This is a genomic window from Allobosea sp. GW821-FHT10B12, from assembly GCF_059415545.1.
Map to the genome: position 1 here is coordinate 135,590 of NZ_JBWKNL010000008.1, position 17,369 is coordinate 152,958.

Sequence of the window (17,369 nt, forward strand, 5' to 3'; positions counted from 1 at the left end):
GGTCTACTGCTACGATCCGGCTTGCTTGGGGGGACCCCTTGATGGCGCTATCGCCGGGCCGACGGTTCTTCGGAACTGGCCTGACGCTTATCCTTGTTGCTGTTGGACCCTGCTCAGCGGGCCCTGACGGCTCGCATCCGTTGCAGGAAGAGCGCCTGGCCAGCGTCAACACGAGCGTCGATACCAGCAATACGAATGTCGATGTCGGTGTCACCGCCTCGCTCGCGCCGCAGACCGAGCCGCCCGCATCCCCAGTGTCGCCAGCCGAGATCGCCCGGCCGGAAGAGCGCATCGACCTCGAACCGCTGAAGAAGGTGGTCGCAGCCTATCGCGCCGGCAAGCTCGAGGAGGGCGATGCCATCGCCCGCCGTATCGACGACAAGGCGGTGCGCGGCATGCTGGAATGGGTGGCGCTGCGCAGCCTCTCCAATGTCGTCAGCTTCGAGCGCATCGCCGAATTCCTCGACGAGTTCCCGAACTATCCCGGCACCACCCCGTTCCGCCGGCGCGCCGAGGCGGCACTGGTCAACGACCGGCGCAGCCCGGACACCGTCCGTGCCTTCTTCCATGGCCGCGAGCCGATCAGCCCGGCCGGGCGCATCGCGCTCGCCCGCGCTCTCGCAGCCGAGGGCAAGAAGGACGAGGCGCTGGCACTCGCGCGCCGGACCTGGCTGAAGGATCATCTCGGCGCCGGGCTCGAAAAGATCGTGCTCGACAATTTCGGCGACAAGCTCACCGCCGCCGACCATCGCCTGCGCACCGAACGCTATCTCTTCGCCGGAAAGAGCGAAGAGGCGCTGCGCAACGCCGCCCGCGTCTCGCAGGACTATGTCGCCCTGGCGAAAGTCCGGCTCGCCAGCGCCAAGGCCAAGGGACCGATCGCGCAGAAGCAGATCGACGCCGTGCCGGCGCCCCTCAAGAAGGATATCTCCTTCGCCTTCCTGCAGGCGCAGCAGGCGCGCCGCTCCGGCAAGCCGGCCGATGCCGCCAAGGCGATCGCCGAGGTGCCGCGCGACCCCGCTTTGCTCGGCGATGGCGATGGCTGGTGGGAAGAGCGCCGGCTGATCGCGCGCAAGCTGCTCGACGACGGCGACGCCAAGGGCGCCTATGCGGTCGCCTCCGGCCATGGCGCCGAGGACACGGCCGAGCGTATCGACGCCGAATGGCATGCCGGCTGGATCGCGCTGCGCTTCGAGAAGGACGCCGAGCGGGCGGCGAAGCATTTCGCCGAGGCCGCCAAGATCGCGGAGACGCCGATCTCGGTGGCGCGCGCCACCTATTGGCAGGGCCGCGCCGCCGACGCGCTCGGCAAGACCGACGAGGCGAAGACCTTCTACAGCCGCGCCGCCGAGCACCCGGTCGCCTATTACGGCCAGCTCGCCCGCGCCCGGCTCGGCCTCACCGAACTGCCGGTGCGGCGCACCATCGCAGCGCCGCTGGCGCATCTGCCCGGCTTCAAGGCGGCCAAGCTGCTCTATGCGATCGAGGCGCCCGATCTCGCCGGGCAATTGCTGATCGACCTGTCGCAGCGCCTGCACGACGCCGCCGCGCTCGAGGCGATCGCCGACATCGCCCGCCAGCGCGGCGACGCCAAGACGCTGCTGACCATCGGCAAGATCGCGCTGCAGCGCGGCTTTCCGCTCGACGAGGCCGCCTTCCCCACCTTCGGCGTGCCGGACTTCCCGTCGGTGGGCGACCCGATGGAGCGCGCCATCGTCCACGCCATCGCCCGGCAGGAAAGCGCCTTCGACCCGGCCGCGGTCTCGCATGCCGGTGCACTCGGCCTGATGCAGATGATGCCGGCGACGGCACGCGAGACGGCGCGGCGGGCGCAATTCCCCTTCGAGCTCGACCGGCTGACCAAGGACCCGCTCTATTCGGCGAAGATGGGCGCGGCCCATCTCAACGACCTGCTCGGCGACTGGCGCGGCTCCTATATCCTGACCTTCGCCGCCTATAATGCCGGCTCCGGCAATGTGAAGAAATGGATCGCGGCCTATGGCGACCCGCGTCTGCCCGAGGTCGACGCCGTCGACTGGGTCGAGCGCATCTCCTTCACCGAGACGCGCAACTATGTGCAGCGAGTGATGGAAAACCTGCAGGTCTATCGCCAGCGCCTCAACCAGCGCACCGCCTATATGATCGACTACGATCTGAAGCGGGGCGGCAAGCGGGATTGAGCGCCCCTCTCTCCTTCTGAAGCCTCGTCTGCCCGGCGCGTCGTGACGATCGCGGCGCAAACCTATCCACATGCCCGGTGGGGCTCTCTCGCAATGATTATTCCTGCTATTTGCAATATTTGAAACTTTCAATTACCTGACTCCCATAATCGGGAGGACAACAGATGCTGCCGGATATCGCCGCGCATGCGCCGACTTTGCAGGCCTGGCGCCGCGACCTTCACGCCCATCCCGAAACCGCCTTCGAGGAAGTCCGGACCTCAGCCTTCGTCGCTGAGACGCTGGCCTCGTTCGGCGTCACCGTGCATCGCGGCCTCGGCGGCACCGGGCTTGTCGGCGTGATCGAAGGCCCAGCGCCCGGCCCGACCATCGGCCTGCGCGCCGACATGGACGCCCTGCCGATGACCGAGGAGACCGGGGCCGACTACCGCTCGACCGTGCCCGGCCGCTTCCATGGCTGCGGCCATGACGGCCACACGGTGATGCTGCTCGGCGCGGCCCGGCACCTCGCGGCCAATCCGCCCAAGCGCGGCAAGGTCCACCTGATCTTCCAGCCGGCCGAGGAGATCGGCCTCGGCGCCAAACGCATGATCGAGGACGGGCTGTTCGAGCGCTTCCCCTGCTCGGAGGTCTACGCCCTCCACACCATCCCGCTCTATGCCGAGGGCACGGCGGCGGTTCGCACGGGCCCGACGCTCAGCGGCACCACCGTCTTCGAGATCAAGATCGACGGTGTCGGCGGCCATGGCGCGGCCCCGCACACCACGATCGATCCGCTGCAGGTCGCTGCGAGGCTCGCAACCGAGATCTCCTCGATCGTCGGCCGGCATGTCGACCCGCTCGAGCCGGCGGTGATCAGCCTCGGACGCCTCACGGCCGGCACCGCATCGAACATCATCCCGGCCTCGGCCGAGCTCAGCGGCACGATCCGCACCTATGATCCAGCGGTCGAGGCGCTGATCCTGAAGAAGCTCGACGCGATCTGTCAGGGCTTCGCGGCGATGTCGGGCTGCACCATCGCCTGCACGCTGACGGCAAGTTGCCTGCCCTGCGTCAACGATCCGCGTGCCACTGCTGCCGCGGCAGCTGCGGCTGGAGAAGTGCTCGGCGTGGGCAATGTCCGCACCGACATGAAGCCCCTGCCCTTCTCCGACGATTTCGCGCTGATGCTCGACCAGTGGCCGGGCGCCTACATCTTCCTCGGCCAGCCCGGGGCGATGTGCCACCACCCGACCTTCGATTTCGACGACCGTCTGCTGCCCATCGGCGCCAGCATCCTGTCCCGCATCGTTGCACGCCAGACCATGGAAGGGGCGAAGGCATGACCGCCGCCACGATTGAATCCGCCCAGCCGCGCTCGGCCTCGATGGTCCGCCGCGCCGTCATCTCCTCGGTGATCGGCAACGGGCTCGAATGGTACGACTTCCTGGTCTACGGCTTCTTCTCGACGATCATCGCGCAGGTCTTCTTCCCGAGCTCGGACCCGCTGGTCTCGGCGCTGCTGACCGCGGCGACCTTCGCGATCTCCTTCCTGGTCCGGCCGGTCGGCGGCGTCCTGCTCTCGACCTATGCCGACCGTTTCGGCCGCAAGCCGATCCTGACGGTGATGATCCTGATCATGGGCTTCTCGACCGTGCTGATCGGGCTGACGCCGAGCTATCAGACGGTCGGCATGCTGGCGCCGATCCTCGTCATCATCGCGCGCATCCTGCAGGGCATCTCGGTCGGCGCCGAGTTCGCCAGCGCGACGGCGATGCTGGTCGAATACGCGCCGCCGCGGAAGAAGATGCTCTATGGCAGCTTCCAGATGTGCTCGCAGGCGCTGGCGCTCGCGCTCGCGGCCTTCTCCGGCTACGCACTCTCGACGCTGATGACGCCGGAGAGCCTGCAGGACTGGGGCTGGCGCGTGCCCTTCCTGCTGGGCTCGCTGATCACGCCGCTCGGCTTCTATATCCGCCGCTTCGTCGATGAATCGCCGGAATACGAGAAGGACAGCGGCCCGAAGGTCAAGCAGACGCCGTTCCGCACCGTGCTGGCCGAGCATCGCAACGCCCTGCTGCGCAGCTGCGCCATCATGATCCCCGGTACCGCCTCGAACTATGTCTGGTTCATCTTCCTGCCGGGCTATGTCGTGCGGCAATTGAAGCTGCCCTTCACCAGCGCCATGCTGAGCTCGCTGATCGGCGGCATCCTGCTCTTCCTCTTCGTGCCGATCATGGGCCAGCTCGCCGATCGCTGGAATCCGCGCCGCGTCTGGCTCTGCGGCATGCTCGCCTTCGCGCTGCTGTCCTATCCGCTGCTGTCCTATGTCGTGACGGTGCCGAGCTTCGAGCGGCTGCTGATCGTGCAGGCGATCTGCGCCCTGCCGATCGCCGCGATCTGGGCGCCGACACCGGGGCTGCTGGCCGGGATGTTCCCGACCACGGTCCGCTCGACCGGCATGTCGATCGCCTACAACATGGTGGTGCTGCTGTTCGGCGGACTCGCGCCCTTCACCCTGACCTGGCTGGTGGCGAAGACCGGCTCCGACCTGGTGCCGTCCTATTACCTCATCGCCTGCACGGCACTGGCGCTGCTTGCGCTCTGGCAGGCCGATCGCGGCGAGGTCCGGCGTTGAGCCGAGGCCGCAAAGTCGGGTAGGACGGTTCTCGGCGCAAGAAGGAGGCTCGACCTGCCCGAACCGTTCCTGACCTTCCGGATCGATCAGGTCAACCAGGCCGCGATGGCGAAAGCCTCGCAGGTCTACAAGGCGAAGCTCGGCCTGAACATTCGCGAATTGCGCGTGATCAGGACGATCGGCGATCAGCCCGGCCTGTCGTCCAAGGCGCTGTCGGAGGCCAGCTTCATCGAGCAGACGCTGGTCTCCAAGCATCTGCGCAAGCTCATCGCCGAGGGCTATATCCGCCGCGACCTCGAACATGCCGATGCGCGGCGCGTCGCACTGCGCCTGACGACGAAGGGCGAGAGCGTCAGGCAGGAGGCCGACCGGCTCGGCGAAGTCATGGAGCGCGATTTCGTTTCTGCTCTCACGCAGGAGGAACTCGCAGTCTTCAACCGCTGCATCGCCAAGCTGAAGAGTTGGGGCACCACGTCATAGCGCCTTGCGACCGGGTCGGAGCAGAGCCCGACTTTCGCCTCCGGCACCGCCATGGTTAGGTGCGAACAGCCTGCCGAGCCCCCTGAGTCTCCCCTGCATGAATTCCGATACCGGTTTCCGCCCCCTCTTCATCACTGCCCGTGACGGGCTGAAGCTGCACGTTCGCGAATACGGGCCGCAGGCGGCGTCCGCTCTACCGATCGTCTGTCTGGCGGGGCTGGCGCGCACCTCCGCCGATTTCCACGAGCTCGCTCTGGCCCTCGCGGAGGACGGACCGCGGCGCGTCCTGGCGCTCGATTATCGCGGCCGCGGCCGTTCCGATTATGCCAAGGACTGGCACGACTACGACATCCGCGTCGAACTCGACGACCTCATGCAGGTCCTGGCGGCGACCGGTGTCGAGGAGGCCGTCTTCGTCGGCACCTCGCGCGGCGGGCTCCTGACCATGGCGCTGGCGGCGGCACGCCCTGGAGCGGTCCGGGGCGCCGTCCTGAACGATGTCGGCCCGGTGATCGACGCGCGCGGCCTGCTGCGCATCCGCGGCTATGTCGGCAAATTGCCGACGCCGCGCAGCTTCGCCGAGGGCGCCGAGATCCTGAAGCGGCTGTCGGACCAGCAATTCCCGCTCTTCGGCGAAGCCGAATGGGAGATGATGGCACGCCGGACCTGGACCGAGCGCAATGGTGCGCTGGTGCCGGACTACGACCCGCGCCTGCTCAAGACGCTGGAGGAGCTCGATCTCGAGGCGCCACTGCCCGAGCTCTGGCCCTATTTCGCGGCGCTGAATCATGTCCCGATCCTGGCGATCCGCGGCGAGAACTCCGATCTCCTGGCCGAGAAGACGCTGGAGGAGATGGGGCAGCGCCATCCGCATTGCGAGACCTTCACCGCGCCTGGACAGGGCCATGCTCCCCTGCTCGGCAGCAAGGACATGGTCCGCCGCATCGGCAAGCTGATCGCGAAAGCGGAAAAGCAGGCGGCCTGAGGCGAGGCGCGCCGGATCGCCCGGCTCAGCGCTTCTTACGGCTGCGCTTGGCCTTCACGCTGCGCGAATGAGTGGTCTCGCCACCCTTGGCCAGGATTTCGGCTTCCGTTCTCCAGCCTTCCGCCGTGCCGCTCTCCGGGAGGCCGAGATGATCTGCCACGAAACGCAATTCGTCCGGGCCGAGCGCCGCGATCTGGTCGAAATGCCAGAGGCCGAGCGCATTCAGCTTTGCGGCCGTCGCCAGGTCTATCCCCGCGATCAGGCGCAGATTGTCCGGCTTGCCGCCGCGCGCACCCGGTAGGAGATTGCCCGGTCGCTTGCCGGCGCCAGCGCGCTCATCCGCCACCTCGGGAACAACGTCCGCAGCCGGCTCCTGCGTCGCGGAAACCTCGGCCGGAGCGGACGGCGCCGGGAGGGATGGAGCAGGCTGCGGCAAGGCAAGACGTGGGGCCGGTGGCGCGAGCGCCGGAAGAGCCTCGCTGCCGCCCGCGCCGAAGACGCTGCCGACCAGGCAGCCGGCTGCGTAGGCCAGGAGGTGGAGCAAGGCCGTCTCGATCCAGAACGCCGCCTGGTCGTTGACGAGGCGGAACCAGACCAGCCCCGCCAGAGCGCCCCAGAGGACGACGAAGCCGGCGATCGGCCCGGTTGCGACCTCGCTTCGGCCGCGGCCGAGCGTCAGCCAACCGAAAGCGAGCCCGATCGCGAAGGCAGCGAGGAGGAACCAGGAAAACTGGACCGCGAGATAGAGCATCGCCGCCTCCTACTTCGCGACCGTGAACTGGACACGGCGATTCTTGATCTTCGCCTCCGGATCTGTCGGAGCAGCCAGTGGCCGATCGGTTCCATAGGCCTTGGTCTCGAGCTGGGCCGAAGGGACGCCTCGGCGGATCAACTCCTCCCGGACGCGCAGCGCCCGCCTGTTCGCCAGGTCGAGATTGTTGAAGCCGCTACGCTCGCCGTCGAGATTGGTATGGCCCTCCACCGTCACGCGCGCAGCCGGGCACTGCTTCAGGATCGAGGCGGCCTCGGTCATCGCCCGCTCGGTCACCGGATCGAGGGTCGTGACGCCGGTGCCCAGCGCGAAGATGACGTAGTAGCGCTGCGTCAGCGCATCGAGTTCGTTCTGGCAGGTGCTCGCCGGGTCGATGACGCAACCCGTCTGGCGCATGCCGATCTCGGCCTTGCCGGAAAAGCCTTGCGGCAATCCAGTGGCCAGATTGGTCTCGACCTCGTCGCGGATCAACGCCCGGCAGGTCAGCCCGCGCACATTGATCTCCCGGTCAACCACGCTCGCCGAGCCGAGGTCGAGCCGCAACAGATCCTGGACGGCCCCCCGCGCCGCAACGCCGAAACCGGTCGGCGCTGCCGGCAGGATCTCGGTCTCGTCATTGATGCGTCCACGCAATGGCGAAGCCTCGATCAGCGCGGCGATCGCCTCCTTGGCGGCAGCATCGGGCAGATAGCCCGTCAGATAGCCGCCCGATCTGTCGATCGAAGCCGCGAAGCCGTAATTCCGGGCCGCCGGCGCCGGCCGGGTGGGGAGCGTGCCGGGAGCAGCCTGCTGCGCACCACTGGGCGGTTCAGTCACGCCCGTTGCCGAACTCGGCGCGGCAGGAGCAGGATCCGTCGCGGGCGCGGCCGGCTGCGGCACCGGCGACGTCGGCACAGGATCGCTCTTCGGCGCCGGCGCCGGGCAAATGATGCTGGCGAGTGCGACCGAATCGGGGCCGTCACCTTGCGCGATGTTCAGCCGCAGGGCCTCGCAGGCTTCGCGGTTCTCCGGCCCCAGACCTGAAATCCGATAGGCATCACCCTCGATCTCGACCTTGCCGCTGCGCAGACGGGCAAGATCGGCAACGGCACGCGCCACCCTGACCGCATAGGCGGGCGGCTCGCCAAGCGCCGGAACCGTGCGGTCCGTGACAGTCGCGGGGCCCGGAAAGGCGCGCGCGAGCATGGTGGCGATCTCGCGCCGGGCCTGTTCGCCAGGGACGTAGCCCGCGACGGAGACGGCACCGGCAGCGTCCTTCTCGGCGCTCCAGCGATAAGGCGACAGCCTTGGCGGGGTGAGCATGCAATCGACGCGCGTGAACCCCGGGGAAACGGAGGATGCGGCACTGTCGCGCAAGGCGAGGAAGCCCTCCGGGGTCGCAGCCGTCCCCTCGACACAGAAGCGGGCGTCGTCGAGCGCTACCTTGCCAGCCGACAGCCGGCCGAAATCACGCATCAGCGCAGCAACGACATCGGCGAAGCCGGACGGCGCGCCAAAGGCGATTTTCTGCTGGTCGTCGATCCGTATTCCCGGACCGAGGGCCCGTGCCGCCGACAACACCGCGGTTGCACTCGCCTCATCGGGGACGAAGCCGGAAAGGGTCACGAGGTCGCCTTGCCGGGCCGCGGACCAGCTATAGGGCTTCTGCGCGATGACCTGCGTCAGCCCGCCAAGGACGCGCCTGACACCGAATTCGGATTGAAGCTGTGCCAGGGCCTTGTTGGCGCCATCGGCGGTGACGGCCTCGCCGTCGAGATAGACATCCCGCCCGCTGATCCGGACGGAGATACCGCGTGCCCCGGCGGCAGTTCCCGCAGCCGCCCCGGCTGCGAGCGCCCGAGCCTCGATGTCCCGCCGCACCGGTTCGATCTTCAGAGCATTCGCCGTGACCCAGAGCGCAGCGAGCGGAGCAAGCCCCCAGAGCCAACCGGCGTGCCGCGCCATGCCGAAATCCTCGCTCGTCGAGGGATCGCTGGCGCCGAATCCGGACGCCCGCGGCCCTTTGCAAATCACGCCCTATCCCAGCCCCGAGTCAAGCAAGGCGCCGCCCTGCCCTTGCGAGCGACAGACAGGGTTTCCAGCGGCGGCATGGACAAAACGAAAAAGGCCCCGGGTTTCCCCGGGGCCTCTCTTGAACGATCAGATGATCGATCAGAAGTCGCGCTGGATGCGCAGGCGGCCAGCCCAAGCGTCGTCCGACTTGACGCCGATCAGACCGTTGCGGGCGACGCCGAAGCCATTGACGGCAGCGCCGACCTGGTCGCGCAGCTCGACGCGGGTGTAGAGGACTTCCACACCGATATCGAGGCCCGAGACCGGCGACCAGATCAGGTTACCGGCGACGATGAGCTCCTTGGGATCAAGCGAGCGACCGACCGCACCGACGGCATAAGCGCCACCGTTGAGATAGCCGAGCTTGATTTCCGAGTACGAGCCGTAGAGCTCCGAACGCAGCTGCGGGGTCCAGAAGTGACGCAGACCAGCGACGACCGACCAGCCGGTCGAGGTCTTGGTGCGGCCAGTGACCGGATCGTAGCCGATGTCGCCGAGCAGCAGACCACCGGTGCGGCCGACGCCGTAAGCGCCCGACCAGCCGAGGTAGCCGAGAGCGCCGTCAGCATAGGCAGCCTGCAAGAACAGGTGATCGCCAGCCGCAAGCATCGGCAGGTTGATCTTCACGCCGCCCTGGATGGCCCAGCCGAACTCGTCCTGGCTCGAACCGAGCGCAGCACCAGCCAGGGAGAGACCCGAGACCTTACGCTGGGTGAGAGCACCCGACAGCTGAGCGGAGCCCCAGCCCTGATCGACGCGCAGCGAGGCGACGAGATCCGGGAAGTCCTGACCATCATACAGGACGCTGGCGCCACCGAACTGGGTGATCGCGAGGTTTTCGCGGTTACCCGTGCCCGAGGTACGGTCTTCCACCGAGATCGTGGCCGAGAAGCCCGAGCCGAAGGTGGCGGTGTAGGCCAACAGGTTCAGACGCGAGTCAGCCGTGCGAACCGTCGAGAAGCCGAAGTCGTTCGCGTAGAAGTCGAAGAACGACTGAGCGCGACCGGCGGTGATCGGACCGAACTGGATGAAGGCGAGATCGAGGACCGTCGAGGTCGCCGAAGCCGTCGAGTGGATGTTACCCGGGAACGTGATGCCCTGGTTACCAGCCGGGGTGGTGTTCTGATACATCCCCGAGTTGTTGGTGATCTCGTAACGGAAGAACGTACGCAGCGTGCCGAAGGCAGTCGCGGTGCGGGCGTCAACGTTCAGACGACCACGAGCGCGCATGCCGTAGGCGTCCTGCAGATCGCCGTAACGGGTGCCGACAGTGTACTCGGCGCGAACACGACCACCAACGCGAAGGCAGGTGTCGGTGCCCGGGATGTAGAAGAAGCCCGCGCCATAAGCGGAGCAAACGCGAACGTACTCGACCGGAGCGGCCTTCCGCGAAGGAAGGTCGGCGGCCTGAGCCCCGGCAACCGCGGCGATGCCGGCGGCGGAACCGAGGAGGAGGCTCTTGACGAGCTTCATTTGATTACCTCCAAAAGAGTTTCGAGACCCTCGGGCTTCGGCGCGTTCCTTAACCGGCAGCCCCAGGAGACCTATCCGGCGAACTCGCTTATTCCCGGTCTTTCGCCCGCGTCCCCGAACCGTTCGGAGGCGAAGACGAAAAACAGCGACCGGGAACGTCCCGCCGCACAGTCACCATTACGAATGCCCGGCCTCCGATCAACCACGATCACGCCACAGTCCCCACCCTGGACCCGCTTTGCCCCCCGGTGTTGCAGCCGAGCCACGCTTTGACCGCCGAACTTAAGAGAGCGTTAACCGCATAGGGTGGTTTGCGGGCTTCCGGAGCCGCCTGTCCGCCCTCCCGGAGCGCGAATCTGCGGCGTCACCCCGGCGATTGAGTCGGACCGTCAGTATTCCCACTCGGCTCCGACGCCGACCGCGGCACTGCCGTCGGCATTGGTCTCGGCCTGGAGCTTCAGGCGGCGGGTCACGTCGATGCCGACCGAAACGCCGCTGTCCTCCGGCTTGGCGCCGGCCTTCACCCCGAGGGTGATATTGTCCGAGATCGCGCGGGAGACACCGACCGTCGGCCCGCCCGGCCCCATCTGGATATCGAGGTTGTCGACACCGAGCGAGCGGCGGATGCGCTCGAAGACATCGTCGCCGCCGGCCCCGGAGAACTGCGCCGCGGTCTGGGCGAGCTGCAGCGCCTGGAAGGGCGAGAGCGAGCCCGAGGCGCGGGCGAAGAGCAGGCGCGACAGCACTTCGTCCGGCGGCAGCTCCGGCGAGGAGGTGAAGGTGAATTCGGGCGCCGAGGCCTCGCCGGAGACGATGATCCGCGCGGTGACGTCGGCGGCGCGGGTCTCGGCGACGAAATCGAGCGTCGGCATCACGTCGCCGGAGAAGGTGACGCGTCCACGGCTGAAATCGAGGCGCTGGCTGGCGAGGCTGAGGCGCCCGCGCCTGAGGTCGAAGCCGCCGGTCAGCGCCGGCGCCCCGGAGGTGCCGCCGACGCGCAGATCGCCGCCGAGCTCGGCATCGATGCCGCGGCCGCGGATGAAGACGCGCCCCGGCGCCGAGACGGTGATGTCGAGCACGGCATCGAAAGCAGGAGCGCGGCCGCCTTTGCGGCTCGCCACCGCGCGGGCCCTGCGCTCGGCAGCGAGGCGGGCGGCCGCCTGCCCCTTGGCGTTGACGTGGCGGATGCCGTCGATCGGCCGCGAGCTGGACGGCAGGCGGTCGGGGACCGAAACCTCGATTGTCACGACGTCGATGCGGCCGGCGATGCGCGGCCGCTGCGCCAGCGGGCCGGCAAGATCGAGATTGAGATCGGTGACCGCGCGGACCAGCCCGCTGTCGACGAGCTGGGCTCGCTTGCCCTCGATGCGAATCGTGCCGGGAAAACCGGCCTGCGGGTCGAGCTTGACGTTGCCGCGGGCCGAGAGCGTCCCGTTGCCCGGCGTCTGCGCCGCGAAGCGCTCAATGACGAGCTCGGGCCCGTTGGCCGTCACCCTCGCCTCGAGCCCGGTCAGCTTCACGCCCTGGAGCGCGTCGCTGAAGCTGCCGCCGGACAGCGTCGCGCCACCGGAGAGGCGCGGCGCCGAAAGCGTGCCGCCGGCGCGCAGGTCGAGAACGAGCTGGCCGGTCAAGCGCCGGCCGTCGGCGGCGAGCTGGGTGTTGGCGAGCGCCGCATCGGCGCGGCCCTGAACCGAGAGATCGAGCGCGCCGTCGCCGCCGAGCGGCGCCCTGCCCTTGGCGGTCAGGCTGACGAAGCGGCCGGCGTTGAGGCTGGCATCGAGGCTGGTGTGACGGCCATCGAGCGCGCCCTGCCCAGCGATCTCGATTGGCGGCAGGCCGGCGGAGCGGGTCTGTGGCGCGACGAGGCGGGCGATGCGCAAGCGCCACGGGCCCGTCGGCGCCTCGGGCGTACCCTTGATCGTCGCCTCGGCGTCGAGCGTGCCGGAGAGGTCGAGCGTCGGCGATGCCAGGCGCGCGGCCGAGAGCGGCACGTTCTGCGCGGCGAAGCGCAGGTCGAGCGCCTTGCCGGCCTCGCCGTCGAGCGTGATCCGGCCGCCGTCGAGCGCGATGGCGAGGTCGCGGATCGCGACGCCGCCATCGATCGCAGTGAAGCTTGCCGGCTTGGCCAGCGCGATCTTTCGGCCATCGCGTGTCGCGGTGAAACTGGCGAGATCGAAGCGCAGCGGCTCGGCGACCGAGAGCCGGCCCTTCGACGCCAGAGAGAAGCCGCGCGCCGCGGCGTCGAGGCTGATGTCGCTGGCGTCGGCAGCGCCGGTCGAGACCAGGCGGATCGCGCTCACCGGCTCGCCGGCGATCACCGCCCGGTCTATCTGGATAGTGCCATTGATCAGCGGCTTGCGCAGTGCATCGACGATGGCGACATCGGCATTTAGCCGATCAAGCGAAACGCCAGGCGCGACAAGCTTCTGCGCGCTGGCCTTGAGATCGAGATTCTGGCCGCCGGTCGGCCGAGCCAGCCTGACATCGGCCTCGATCCGGCCGCCGAGCTTGGCGAGCGCCAGCGCCGAGAGATCGTCGAGATTGCGCGCCGCGAGCTTGAGATTGCCCTCGGCCAGATTGGAAGCGTCGAGATCGAGCGCGCCGTTCAGCGTGACCGAACCGATGGCGATGTCGAGCTGCGGCAGCGCCCAGCCGCCGGGATCGCGCTTGGCGAATCGCAAAGCCCCGGTCGCCGGGCGGCCGTCGACCTCGCCGGAAAGCCTGGCGTCGCCGGAAAGCGCACCCTGCAGATCACGCAAGGTCGCATCGAGCGCGAGACGCGGCACCGGCCGGCCGAGCGCGGTGGCATTGGTGATGCCCGCCTTCAGCGTCGCACCCAGCTTGTCGAGCGGCCCGGTCAGCGTCGCGTCGAAAGCGCCCTGCCCCGACAGTTTCGGATCGGCCCGGCGCAGATCGGGAATCGCGATATTGGCCTTCAGGCTCGAACCCTGTGCGCCGAGTGCGCCGTCGGCCGTCGCCGCGACGTGGGTCCCGGCGATGCGCAGCCCGTTGACGACGAGGCCGCCGCTGCCGGGCACCCTGATCTCGCCGCCGAGCGAGAGCTTGCCGGCGAGCAGGCGGTCGAGCGCCTCCTGGCCGACGCCAAGCGCCTCGGCGCCGCCGTCGAGCTTGACGGCATAGAGTCGCTTCTTGGGCTCGGCATCGACATCGGCGGTGACGGCGGCAGCTCCCTTGAGCGGTCGGCCGGCGAGCGTGCTGAGCCGCGCCAGGTCCGGCAGGCGCGCCTGCACCTTGCCGAGGATGCGAGCCGGGTCGAGCCGGCCGGCATAGCCGAGCTCAGCTCCGCCGAAGCTGAGCTTCAGTGTCTCGAACTCGCCGCCCCCGCCTTCGGAGGCCGTGCCGCGCAAGGTGAAACGCAAGCGATCGCCGATGAAGCGCGCCAGACCGGGATCGGCGAGCGCGACGCCGGAGGCCTCGCCGTCGGAGACCAGCACGGTCCGCGTCGCCGGATCATTCAGTGCGCCGGTCGGCGTCGCCGTGAAGCTGAAATCGAGCTTGCCGAGCTTGCCGGCCGGAACGCTCGCCCCCTCCGCCTGCAGACTGGCGTTGATGCGCGGCCCGGCAGCCGGCCCACGGATCGTCGCGTCGAAGGCGAGCTTGGCGATCTCGGCGCCGGAGGCGACCGTCCGCCCCTCCGCATTCGGCCGCGCCGCGGCGGTGATCTTGAAATCGAGAGTCTTGTCGACGCCGTAGAGCCCGTTCACGTCGAGCCGCGCCAACGCCGAGACCAGCGCCATCTGATCGACCGAAACCGCGCCGCTATCGGCCAGTCCCACGGTGCCGTCGAGCCGGGTCGAGCCTTCGAACACCGGCGCGACCGGCGGCGGCATCAGGCCGGCGATACGGGAGTCGAGCGCGAGCAGGAGCCGCCTTCCCGCGCCCTGGCGGCTGAGATCGGCGGTGCCGTTGGCGCCGATCGTCGGGCCGGCCACGAAGGCGAGGGTCGCCCGGAAGCGGTCGAGCGGGCCGTCGCCGGAGAGGTCGAGCTTGACCGGCGGCCGGTCGGGCAGATCGGCGATGGTCGAGATCAGGCCGCCCGCCGGCTCGTCGAGCTTGAGCGCGAGCTGGAGCTGCGTCGACTGCGGCACGAAGCGCAAGGTAACGTCGAGCGTGCCGCCCATGTCGAGCCGGCGCCCGGCGAGGCGGAAATCGAGGCCCTCATTCGGCGGGCCGAGGCGGGCCGCGCCGGTCGCCGAGAGCCTGGCCGGCGCCCCGATCACGGTTGGCCCCAGCGCCAGCTCGCCGAGCTGGAAGGCCTCGATGATCACCTTGAGCGGCAGTTCGGGCAGGATCGGCGAATTGTCGGCCGGCGGCGGCGCGCCCGGGTCCGGCAACGGCTTGCGCAGAATCTCGAGCTTGCCGATCTCGAGCCGGTTGACCTCGAGCCGGCGCAGCAGCAGCGCCGAGCGCGTCCAGATCAGCCGGGCCCGGTCGAGCCGGAGCCAGGGTCCGTCGCGGTCGGAGATGACGATGTCGCGGATGGTCGCGTCGGAGGAGAGCGCGCCGTCGACGGCGCCGATCGAGACCTGGCTGCCATCGGTCGAAAGCGCCTTGGAGATCAGGTCGGCGATAACGCCGCGATCGCCGGCATTCTGTGCGAAGCCGCCGAGGCCGGTGACGAGGACCAGCGCGGCGGCGATGACCAGCGCCGCGAGGCCAGCGATCCATCGCGAGATGCGGAGCGCGCCCATCAGAAGGCCTGCCCGATGCTGATATAGAGAGCGACGGGCTTGTCGCCCTTGCGCGGGTTGAGCGGGGCGGCGACGTCGACCCGGATCGGCCCGATCGGCGTATAGTAACGCAGCCCGAGGCCGGCGGCGTACTGCATCTTCTCTTTGAAGTTGGGGAATTGCGAGGCGAAAGCCATGCCGGCGTCGAAGAAGGGCACGATGCCGATCGTGTTGGTGATCTTGATGCGTGCCTCGACCGAGGCCTCGAACAGGCTGCGCCCGCCGGTCAGGTGATTGAGCGGGCCGAGCGGCGAGAGCGTGCGATAGGCATAGCCACGCACCGAGCCGCCGCCGCCGGCATAGAAGCGCCGCGTCGCCGGCACCTCGTCGAGATCGGCGCCGGCGATCGAGCCCAGCGCGACCCGGCCGGCCAGGACATAGCGGGCATCGTCATCGAGTGCGTAATAGCCGGAAACCGAGAACTTGCTCTGGACGAAGGGCGCATCGGTGTCACCGAAGGCGGCATAGGGCGTGACCGAGGCGGCGATCCTGACGCCGCGGGTCGGGTCGAGCTGGCTATCGGTCGAATCGTAGCGCAGCGAGAGCGGCACACCGACGATCATGTAGTTGACCTGGCCGAGCACGTCGCTGGTCTGGCCGCGCTCGGCCTCGATACCAGCCTGGATCGAGAAGACGTCGCTGAAGCGATGGCGGATCGCGGCCGTGATATTGGCGTAGCGCGCGGTGTAGCCGCCATAGCGGTTGGTGCCAACGCGCTCGCGCACGCCGCTGGCGTCGATCAGCAAGTCGTTGCGGCTGCCGCCGAGCGCCGGCTTCAGGAAGCTCGCCGTGAAGCGCGCACCGAGATCGGTCGGCTCGAAATCGCCGAAGCGCTGGACCTTGGTGCCGTCGATGCGCGGCGCGAAGAAGACGGAGGCCTCGAGCCGCAGGCGCTCGGCACCGCCGAACAGGTTGCGATGCTCCCAATAGGTCTTCACCGCCGGGCCATCGATGGTCGAATAGCGGGCGGAGAAGCCGAGCAGGTGCTTTGGCCGCTCGTTGACCTCGACGAAGATCGGCAGATTGCCGGTCTGGTCGAGCCTCGTGCCTTCGCGAATGCGCACCGAGCCGACCGCGGGGATGGTCGCAATCGACTTGCGGGTATCGGCGAGCGCCTTGGGCGAATAAGGCTCGCCCGGTTCCAGATAGATGAAGGAGCGGATCACCTCCGGTGGGATGTCGCCGGTCTCGGTCACCGAGACATCGCCGAAGCCGGCGACGGGACCAGGATCGACGACGAGTGCGACATCCATGGTCTTGGCGGCATGGTCGACGACCGGACGGACCTCGACGATCCGGGCGAGCGGGCGGGACTTGCTGCGCCAGTAGTCGACCAGCGCGCTCTGCGCTGCCCTGATCGAGGAGGAGGTGGCGGGCGCACCCGGAACGAGGCCGGAAACCTTGCCGGGATCGGGAATGACCGCGGCGGCATCGCGGCGGCTGCCCGGCACGATCTCGACATTGCGCAGCGAGAACAGCGGGCCCGGATCGACCGTGACCACCACCGGCGCCGGCGCGCGGTTGCGATAACGCTCGGCCGTGCGCGCGAGCCCCGGCGGCGGCTCGCCGGCCTGCGTCACCGCGACGCCGTCGACGGCGATCGCAACCTGGGCGTTGAAATAGCCTTGGGCCCAGAGCGCATCGATCAGCGGGTTGATGTCGGCGGCGGCGCGGCGAGCAAGGGTCTCGCCGTCGGGCGGCGCATCCTCGCGCAGGCGATAGAGCAGAGAAGCATCCTGCAGGCTGCGCTTCAGCGCGCTCGCATCGGGCACATCGCCGAGCTCGAACTTCAATTCATAGGGCAGCGTCGTCTCGCTGACCGGCGGCGGCTTGTCCTTGCTGCCGAAGAGGTTGAAGACATCGAGCGATGACAGGTCGAAGGCGCGCGCCGGCGAAATCTCACCGGCAAGCATCGCTGCGAAAGCAAACAAGCCTCCGCCGGCAATGCCGATCCTGCCCCTTCGCCATGACCGCATCAAACCTCCAACGCAACCCAACTAGAACGCAGCGAATGCGTTGATTTTGTGATCGCGCCTCCAGTTGATCACAATTCGACGCT

10 protein-coding genes are annotated in these 17,369 nt (G+C 68.5%); 5 read left to right on the forward strand and 5 right to left on the reverse strand.

Annotated features, from left to right (window positions below; genetic code table 11):
* Positions 1-140: 140 nt before the first annotated feature.
* The 5 genes from AC07O0_RS24425 to AC07O0_RS24445 all read left to right on the forward strand — a co-directional run bounded on the left by AC07O0_RS24425 (position 141) and on the right by AC07O0_RS24445 (position 6,262).
* On the forward strand, positions 141-2,180 hold the full coding sequence (locus tag AC07O0_RS24425; protein WP_494626525.1) for a lytic transglycosylase domain-containing protein: 2,040 nt from the start codon (positions 141-143) through the stop codon (positions 2,178-2,180).
* A gap of 164 nt (positions 2,181-2,344) precedes the next feature.
* Positions 2,345-3,505: an amidohydrolase gene (locus tag AC07O0_RS24430; RefSeq protein ID WP_494626526.1), complete on the forward strand. Its 1,161-nt coding sequence runs from the start codon at positions 2,345-2,347 to the stop codon at positions 3,503-3,505.
* Complete coding sequence (locus AC07O0_RS24435; RefSeq protein WP_494626528.1) at positions 3,502-4,797, forward strand: MFS transporter; 1,296 nt, start codon at positions 3,502-3,504, stop codon at positions 4,795-4,797. The genes AC07O0_RS24430 and AC07O0_RS24435 overlap by 4 nt, the downstream gene beginning before the upstream one ends.
* A gap of 105 nt (positions 4,798-4,902) precedes the next feature.
* The gene (locus AC07O0_RS24440) at positions 4,903-5,277 is read left to right on the forward strand and encodes a MarR family winged helix-turn-helix transcriptional regulator (protein WP_494626530.1); all 375 of its coding nucleotides are present in this window, start codon (positions 4,903-4,905) and stop codon (positions 5,275-5,277) included.
* Positions 5,278-5,374: 97 nt separating this feature from the next.
* Complete coding sequence (locus AC07O0_RS24445) at positions 5,375-6,262, forward strand: alpha/beta fold hydrolase (protein WP_494626532.1); 888 nt, start codon at positions 5,375-5,377, stop codon at positions 6,260-6,262.
* A 25-nt stretch (positions 6,263-6,287) separates the two neighbouring features.
* Here the strand turns inward: AC07O0_RS24445 and AC07O0_RS24450 are convergent, their stop codons facing one another.
* The 5 genes from AC07O0_RS24450 to AC07O0_RS24470 all read right to left on the reverse strand — a co-directional run bounded on the left by AC07O0_RS24450 (position 6,288) and on the right by AC07O0_RS24470 (position 17,241).
* Positions 6,288-7,013, reverse strand: coding sequence for a helix-hairpin-helix domain-containing protein (locus AC07O0_RS24450; protein WP_494626533.1), 726 nt, complete (start codon positions 7,011-7,013; stop codon positions 6,288-6,290).
* Between the two features lie 9 nt (positions 7,014-7,022).
* Complete coding sequence (locus AC07O0_RS24455) at positions 7,023-8,978, reverse strand: OmpA family protein (RefSeq protein ID WP_494626535.1); 1,956 nt, start codon at positions 8,976-8,978, stop codon at positions 7,023-7,025.
* A 207-nt stretch (positions 8,979-9,185) separates the two neighbouring features.
* Positions 9,186-10,559: a porin gene (locus AC07O0_RS24460; protein ID WP_494626537.1), complete on the reverse strand. Its 1,374-nt coding sequence runs from the start codon at positions 10,557-10,559 to the stop codon at positions 9,186-9,188.
* 389 nt (positions 10,560-10,948) lie between these two features.
* The gene (locus tag AC07O0_RS24465) at positions 10,949-15,271 is read right to left on the reverse strand and encodes a translocation/assembly module TamB domain-containing protein (protein ID WP_494626539.1); all 4,323 of its coding nucleotides are present in this window, start codon (positions 15,269-15,271) and stop codon (positions 10,949-10,951) included.
* Entirely contained in the window at positions 15,271-17,241 is a 1,971-nt protein-coding gene (locus tag AC07O0_RS24470) for an autotransporter assembly complex protein TamA (protein ID WP_494626541.1), read from the reverse strand. Before AC07O0_RS24470 ends, AC07O0_RS24465 begins: the two co-directional genes overlap by 1 nt.
* Between the last annotated feature and the right edge of the window lie 128 nt (positions 17,242-17,369).

Coding starts and splice junctions, on each gene's coding strand:
- AC07O0_RS24430 (WP_494626526.1), top strand. CDS start 2,345: ATGCTGCCGGATATCGCCGCGCATGCGCCGACTTTGCAGGCCTGGCGC.
- AC07O0_RS24435 (WP_494626528.1), top strand. CDS start 3,502: ATGACCGCCGCCACGATTGAATCCGCCCAGCCGCGCTCGGCCTCGATG.
- AC07O0_RS24440 (WP_494626530.1), top strand. CDS start 4,903: ATGGCGAAAGCCTCGCAGGTCTACAAGGCGAAGCTCGGCCTGAACATT.
- AC07O0_RS24445 (WP_494626532.1), top strand. CDS start 5,375: ATGAATTCCGATACCGGTTTCCGCCCCCTCTTCATCACTGCCCGTGAC.
- AC07O0_RS24450 (WP_494626533.1), bottom strand. CDS start 7,013: ATGCTCTATCTCGCGGTCCAGTTTTCCTGGTTCCTCCTCGCTGCCTTC.
- AC07O0_RS24455 (WP_494626535.1), bottom strand. CDS start 8,978: ATGGCGCGGCACGCCGGTTGGCTCTGGGGGCTTGCTCCGCTCGCTGCG.
- AC07O0_RS24460 (WP_494626537.1), bottom strand. CDS start 10,559: ATGAAGCTCGTCAAGAGCCTCCTCCTCGGTTCCGCCGCCGGCATCGCC.
- AC07O0_RS24465 (WP_494626539.1), bottom strand. CDS start 15,271: ATGGGCGCGCTCCGCATCTCGCGATGGATCGCTGGCCTCGCGGCGCTG.